The organism is Micromonospora sp. NPDC004551 (assembly GCF_040609975.1).
In the GTDB taxonomy this organism is placed as follows: domain Bacteria; phylum Actinomycetota; class Actinomycetes; order Mycobacteriales; family Micromonosporaceae; genus Micromonospora.
Map to the genome: position 1 here is coordinate 21,331 of NZ_JBEXLM010000053.1, position 6,000 is coordinate 27,330.

Below are 6,000 nucleotides of genomic sequence, written 5' to 3' on the forward strand. Positions count from 1 at the left end.
GCTCCTGCTGGGCGACCCGGCCGCGGTGCTCCCGACGCTGGTCTCACTCGTGAAGCAGGCGTGGGAGGTGCTACTCGAGACGGTCTGGCCGCAGGTGCGCGGGCTGCTCCACACTGATGGAGGATCGACTCTGCGGCCGGCTGCCGGCGTACAGCACCGACGTCCGTGTCGGCGTGCGGTGGCATGATGCTCGGCATGACCAGCCAGATCGATCTTGCGGCGGTGGCCCGTGAGCACCTACCGGCAGACGTCGCCGACACATGGGTGTCGCTGCTGCGGCCGGGAATTCGGCTGATCACTGCCGACCACGGCGACGGGCCTGCGGTCGGATACCTGGGCGGTGAGCCCGAACTGCCCGACGACCTGGCGTGGCCGGTCTGGGAGGGGCACGGGCCGTTGAGCTTCATCGCCTCAGTCGACTGCGCCGCGCTACCACGGGTGGTCACCGAGATGGGTCTGCCGGTCGACGGCCGGCTTCTGTTCTTCCACTTCGACGGCCAGTACGACGACGGTGAGGCGATGGTCTTCGCCAGCGACCCGGAGTCTCAGGCCGGCGCGCGCGTCGTTTACGTGCCTGCAGGCGAAGCCAGTGCGCAGCGGGCGACTCCCGAGGGCATCGAACCCTACAAGCGCATTCAGTTCGCCTCGCGTGCGGTGTCGACGGCACCCTCGTACGACCATCCCGTGCTGCACGACGCATTCGGGGCCGGGTTCAGCCAGGCGGCAGAACCGGAGCATCCGCTTCGGCGCAGGAAATTCTGTTCGGCGATCAGCAGCGGCGAGGGCCCGCTGCACCAACTCGGCGGATACGCCTGGCCGGTGCAGGGCGACGTCGAGTACGAGGTCGCGCAGGCGGCAATGGGCGGCAGCGTCGACTGGCGAGACCCGGCACTCGCCTCCGAGGCCAGCCGATGGCTGCTGCTCGCCCAGTTCGACAGCGACGACAACGCGAACATGATGTGGGGCGACACGGGCATGCTCTACTGGCTCATCCGACCCGACGACCTCGCTGCCCGTCGATTCGACCGCGCCATGTTCACCTGGCAGTGCTGCTGACCACGGTCTGCGGCATGTGCGCACAGGTGATCAGAGGCGCAGCTACGCCGAAGGGGTCCGTCTGAGCGTCGACGTGCCCGTCGCTCGTCGGCACAACGGTCCAAGGCGGCAGCATGCAAACCATGCGGTCAGTCGAAGATCTGGGCGACCTCGACGCTGATCCGCCGGACGTTGCTGTCGACAACGAGGTACCAGTATCCGTCGTAAGGCACCTCAAGGATCACAGGGCTGACGTCCCAGAAGTCCCCGTGATACTCATACTCGTCGCCGTCGAGATACGCCTGGTAGTGCTCAACGTCCATGAGACAGACTCTCGCCGTCGAGCCGCGCAGGCACACTTCGAACTGGGCGCCGCCGGCAAAAGATCCGAGATCCCAGTACAGGTGCTCCATAAGCGCTATTAGTAGCGACTCCCGCACGCACTGTCTAGGGTGACGGACTTGCAATCAGGCCCGCCTTCAGGTGGTCGCGGAAGCGACATGCCGAGCGTGACAGTCACCGAAAGGGCGCAGCACGGTGGGCGGCAGGTGCGGATAGCTGACCTTGGCGAGCGATAGCCTCGACTAACGGCACATCCAAGCGGCGTGTCGGGCGCGACCATGCCGCGTTACACGGTCACCACCGCGGTCCACGCACAACTCGTTGGTCTCGTCATCGATCCAATAGGTCTGCCCGGCATTGAGGAAGATCGGCTCTTGTAGGTAGAACCAGTGATTCACCACGTTGACGAGCATCGGCCGGTCAGCAGTCACACGGTTCACCACGGCACCTCGTCGAGCAGATATCGCACTGGAGGTACCTGGTGATCATAGGCCCGGCCAACGCTTCAGCGGTTTCGCGTTCATGGGCACGTCCGCGCGTCGCCGCCCGTCAGCCGGCTGCGCTCGACGGGCGGATGCATGCATCGTGAACTGGCTACCTTGTGTGACGAGCGCTTCGCGGCAGATCCGGATGCCGTGAGTCGCGGACAGCATGCCTGAGCAGTCTGGTCGACTGGCAGGAGGCAGTGCGGCGCTGTCGCGACCCGTGCCCGTGTGCCGGACTCAACGGGTCTGCTTCGCCAGCTCGGCGATCCGGGCCCAGGCCGGCGAGGACGCGCCGGCCGTCACGGTGGCCAACTGGGTGATCGTCGGGTCGGGCGCCGGTTCGGCCTCGGCATTGGCGTCCCGGCTGGTGAACCATTGCCGGGTCCGCTCGGCTAACGCCGGCAGGCGCGGATCGTTCGGCGACCAGTCGAATGCGGCGTCGTAGTCGACGTACAGGGTGCAGAACTCGGGATCGGCGATGGCCGCGAGTTTGTCGGCGATCCAGGCCGCCGCCTGTTCGGGCGCCACCGACTGCAGCAGGATCCACAGGTCGCGCTCGAGCAGTACGGTGCGCTCACTGACCCCGATCTCGCGCAGCCGCTGCAGGTAGCTGGCGACCTCTGGCGAGACGAACAGCCGGTCCCCGCTGTGGAGCTGGGCGATCCGTTGCCGGGTCCGGCGGATCTCCTCGGCACGCTTGCGCAGGTTGCGGTCGATCTCGTCGAGCGCTTCGGCGAACTGCTCTGGCCCGGCTCCGAGTAGCTCCTTGATTCGGGCCAGCGGTACCCCGGCCTCGACCAGTGTTCTGATCTTGACGAGCTGGATCGCGTGCTCGGCGCCGTACCGTCGATAGCCGGACGAGTCGCGTGGCGGCTCGGGCAGTAGGTCCCGGTCGTGATAGACCCGCACCGCTTTGACCGTCACGCCCGCGTAGTTGGCGAGCTGGCCGATGGTCAGCAGGTGCCGCCCGCCGGCCAGCTCGTCGCTCATGAACCGCATGATGTCAGACGGACGCGCGGCGGGTCAGCCGGCCGCCGGCGCACCGGTACGCCGCCCCGCCGTGGTAGGACACCAGATAGTGCGAGGGCAGCCCCTCCAGCGGCACCCCGGCCGGGGCGAAGAGATCCTTCCCGACCGGCACGTAGCGCTGCGGCGGCGCCGTGAACGAGCCACCCACGAAGCCGGTGAAGATCCGCTCCTGTACCTCGTCCGCCGGCTCGTAGGTCACCCGCTCCTCCAGTCCGTCGTCCACGACGCGTACGTCGACCCGGAGCTGGTTCGAGCGGTACGTCCCGGCGTACGGCTGGAGATCGACCGTCTCGGGCGCGTAGGCTGGAGTCTCCACCTCGCCGAACAGCCCGGCGAGCCAGTGCAGCAGCTCATCGTGCAGCGCCAGCGCCCGCGAATCGTTGCCGTACGCGGCGAACACCAGGTCGTGGTCCGGCACGACGACCAGCACCGCCACCCCGCCGGGCGACGCGCCGGACATGGTCAGCACCGTCATGTCGCCGAGTGACTGCACCAGCCAGCCGAGGCCGATGGGCGACGTGTTCGGCGTACCCAGGTCGTGCGTGATCGTCTGCATGCGGGCGACCGACTCGGCGGACAGCACCCGCGCGCCCGACGGCGCCAAGCCGTCGCCGAGGTGGACCCGCCCGAAGGCGAGCAGGTCCGCGATGGTGCCGATCGGCGTGCTGCCGGCCGGCCCCCACGTCTGGGGCAGCATGAACATGCCGGTCGGTCGGACCTCGCCGGTGGCCGGGTCGGGGAAGTGCCCGACAGCGGTGGAGCGCAGGATGGCCCGCTCGGCCGAGGTGCACGCGCCAGCCATCCCGGCGGCCGCGAAGACGTCATGCTCGAGCAGTTCGTGGTACGGCCGGCCGGTGACTACCTCCAGCAGCCGGCCGGCGACGATCATGCCGCCGTTGGAGTAGCTGACGTACTCGCCCGGCGGGAAGAGGGTGCCGCATTCGCGGCCGAGCCGCTCCACATAGATCTTGAGGGCGTCGCGGCCCGCGGTGTCTGGGAAGAACAGGTCGGCGTCGATGCCGCTGGTGTGTGTGACGAGGTGGCGGACGCGGATCTTCTCGGCGGCGCCGGGCGTGGCAAGCCGGAACTCCGGCAGGTAGTCGACGACTGGCGCGTCGAGGCTGAGGGTGCCCCGCTCGACCTGCTGGAGCACGAGCGTGGTCGTCATGATCTTGGTGATGGATCCGAACAGGAAGTTGGTGTCCTCGCGCATCGGCGCTCCGGTGGCGATGTTCGCCACTCCGTGGGCGACGACGGCTTGCTCTCCGGCGTGGTAGATGCCGGCGAGGAATCCGGGAACCTGGGTGGCCTCGCAGAAGTCGGCTGCTCGCTTGCTGATGTGTCCGATCTCGTTCATGCCATAGATCCTCGAACCTTGCCCCAGGGGCAAGGTCAAGTACCTTTTGTGACGACGTCGCAGTGCCGGCCGTAATCACCCGGCGGGTAAGCACGGCCACTAACGCAACGGTCAGCCGGCCGTACTCGTTGCTGCCCGGAAACGCCGCCCAGCCGTCCGGCGCAGCCCACCACAGCACATGCCGCTGCCGTCCGCTCATCGGCAGAGTCGGACGTCCGAGAGCCTGGCCGAACGCGCGCGTGGCGGCAGAAGCGGACGCTCTCGCCCGAAGGGCGTTCGTAGATTTTCGGTCCGCTAAATGCTTGGTGGCCGGTCGTTGGTGCGCCGTATGTTCGCCGGATGTCGATCTGGATTAGCCGCTTTGATCCGCCCGCCGCCAGCCCCGACGGGCTCATCCGCGTCGCCGTCAAGGACGCCATCGACATGGTCGGCGTGATCACGACTGCCGGGTGCGTGGCGGTACGTGATCGGGCGGTCCCCGCCACGTCCGATGCGCGGTGCCTCGCCGGTGTGCGCGCGGCTGGCGCATACATCGTCGGTAAAACCACACTGACCGAGCTGTGCGTCAGCCCGGCGGGCGACAACACGACGTTCGGCACCCCGGTCAACCCCGTGGCGCCCGATCGCATTCCGGGTGGTTCATCCAGCGGCAGCGCGGTGGCGGTCGCCAACGGTGAAGCGGACATCGGGTTGGGCACCGACACCGGCGGCTCGGTCCGCATCCCGGCCGCGTGTTGCGCGATCGTGGGACTGAAGACGACCTGGGGACGAGTGCCGACCGGGGGTGTTTGGCCGTTGGCGCCCAGTCTGGACACCATCGGCCCGCTTGCCCGCGACGTGGCCGGCGTCGCCACCGGGATGCGTTTGCTCGAGCCGGACTGGACGGTCGCATCGCGTCCCGCTCGTCTGGTCGGTCGGCTGCGGATAGACGGCGTCGACGCTGCGGTCGAAGACGTCATCGACGCCGCACTACACGCAGCTGGACTCACCGTCCGCGAGGTGCGGCTGCCCGGATGGGACCAAACCTACGACACCCTCGACACGATCATCCTCGGCGAGCTGTGGAGGGCGCACCATGCGCTGCTCGACGCCGACGGAGTTGGCACGTTCGTCAACGGCGGCCTGCACGCCGGCCGCGCCGTCACCGCGCCGCGGTTGGCCGAGGCCATGTCCGCCCGCGCGGCGTGGCAGGCAGAGGTGGCCGCGGCACTTGGCGAGGTCGACGTTCTGGCGCTACCGACGCTGGTCGCGACCCCACCGCTGTTGACCGATTTCGCGGGCTTCCCACTCACCAAGCTGACCGCGCCGTTCAATCTCGCGGGCGTCCCAGCCATCTCCATGCCGATACCGTCACCTGGTTTACCCGTGCCCGCCAGCCTGCAACTTGTCGGCCCAATGCGCGGCGAAGACCTGCTCTGCGCAACCGGGCTCTGGATCGAGAGGGCGCTGAATCGTCCGTCCCTGCCAAGCTGGGAACAACACCGCTGAAGAACAGAGAAATCCGCTTCTGCGACCACTCAACTCGGCTACTTGTTTCATTGACCTGCGACCGTGGCCCGGCCAGGCTTCGGTCGAGGCGCCCGGGCTGTCGCTCTCAATTCGGCTGCCCACGCTGGTCGTGTGGCTCTCATTTGGCCTGCGCGGCCCGGGCGTCGCCCCAGGGCGGGGAGAGGCTCAAGAGCGCCTCTGTGTGTCAAGTGGTGCGGGTCGGCCGGCTTTGTTGATCTTTGGAGAGGCGCCGGTAGAGAACGT

The 6,000-nt window shown here is 68.0% G+C and carries 6 protein-coding genes; 2 read left to right on the forward strand and 4 right to left on the reverse strand.

The window, feature by feature from the left end; all coding sequences use genetic code 11:
- Positions 1-195 precede the first annotated feature (195 nt).
- Positions 196-1,056, forward strand: coding sequence for a YwqG family protein (locus ABZW14_RS33250; protein WP_355354871.1), 861 nt, complete (start codon positions 196-198; stop codon positions 1,054-1,056).
- 128 nt (positions 1,057-1,184) lie between these two features.
- Here the strand turns inward: ABZW14_RS33250 and ABZW14_RS33255 are convergent, their stop codons facing one another.
- The 4 genes from ABZW14_RS33255 to ABZW14_RS33270 form a co-directional block, all read right to left on the reverse strand.
- Positions 1,185-1,475, reverse strand: a complete 291-nt coding sequence (locus ABZW14_RS33255) for a DUF1883 domain-containing protein (RefSeq protein ID WP_355354874.1) — start codon at positions 1,473-1,475, stop codon at positions 1,185-1,187.
- Between the two features lie 144 nt (positions 1,476-1,619).
- A complete protein-coding gene (locus ABZW14_RS33260) occupies positions 1,620-1,817 on the reverse strand; it encodes a hypothetical protein (protein ID WP_355354877.1) in 198 nt (65 codons plus the stop codon).
- A gap of 282 nt (positions 1,818-2,099) precedes the next feature.
- Positions 2,100-2,852 carry a MerR family transcriptional regulator gene (locus tag ABZW14_RS33265; protein ID WP_355354880.1) on the reverse strand — a complete coding sequence of 251 codons (753 nt, stop codon included), beginning with the start codon at positions 2,850-2,852 and terminating at the stop codon, positions 2,100-2,102.
- Positions 2,853-2,865: 13 nt separating this feature from the next.
- Positions 2,866-4,248, reverse strand: a complete 1,383-nt coding sequence (locus ABZW14_RS33270; protein WP_355354883.1) for a serine hydrolase domain-containing protein — start codon at positions 4,246-4,248, stop codon at positions 2,866-2,868.
- A 339-nt stretch (positions 4,249-4,587) separates the two neighbouring features.
- On the opposite strand from ABZW14_RS33270, the gene ABZW14_RS33275 reads away from it, so the two are divergent.
- The gene (locus ABZW14_RS33275) at positions 4,588-5,736 is read left to right on the forward strand and encodes an amidase (RefSeq protein ID WP_355354886.1); all 1,149 of its coding nucleotides are present in this window, start codon (positions 4,588-4,590) and stop codon (positions 5,734-5,736) included.
- Positions 5,737-6,000: the final 264 nt, after the last annotated feature.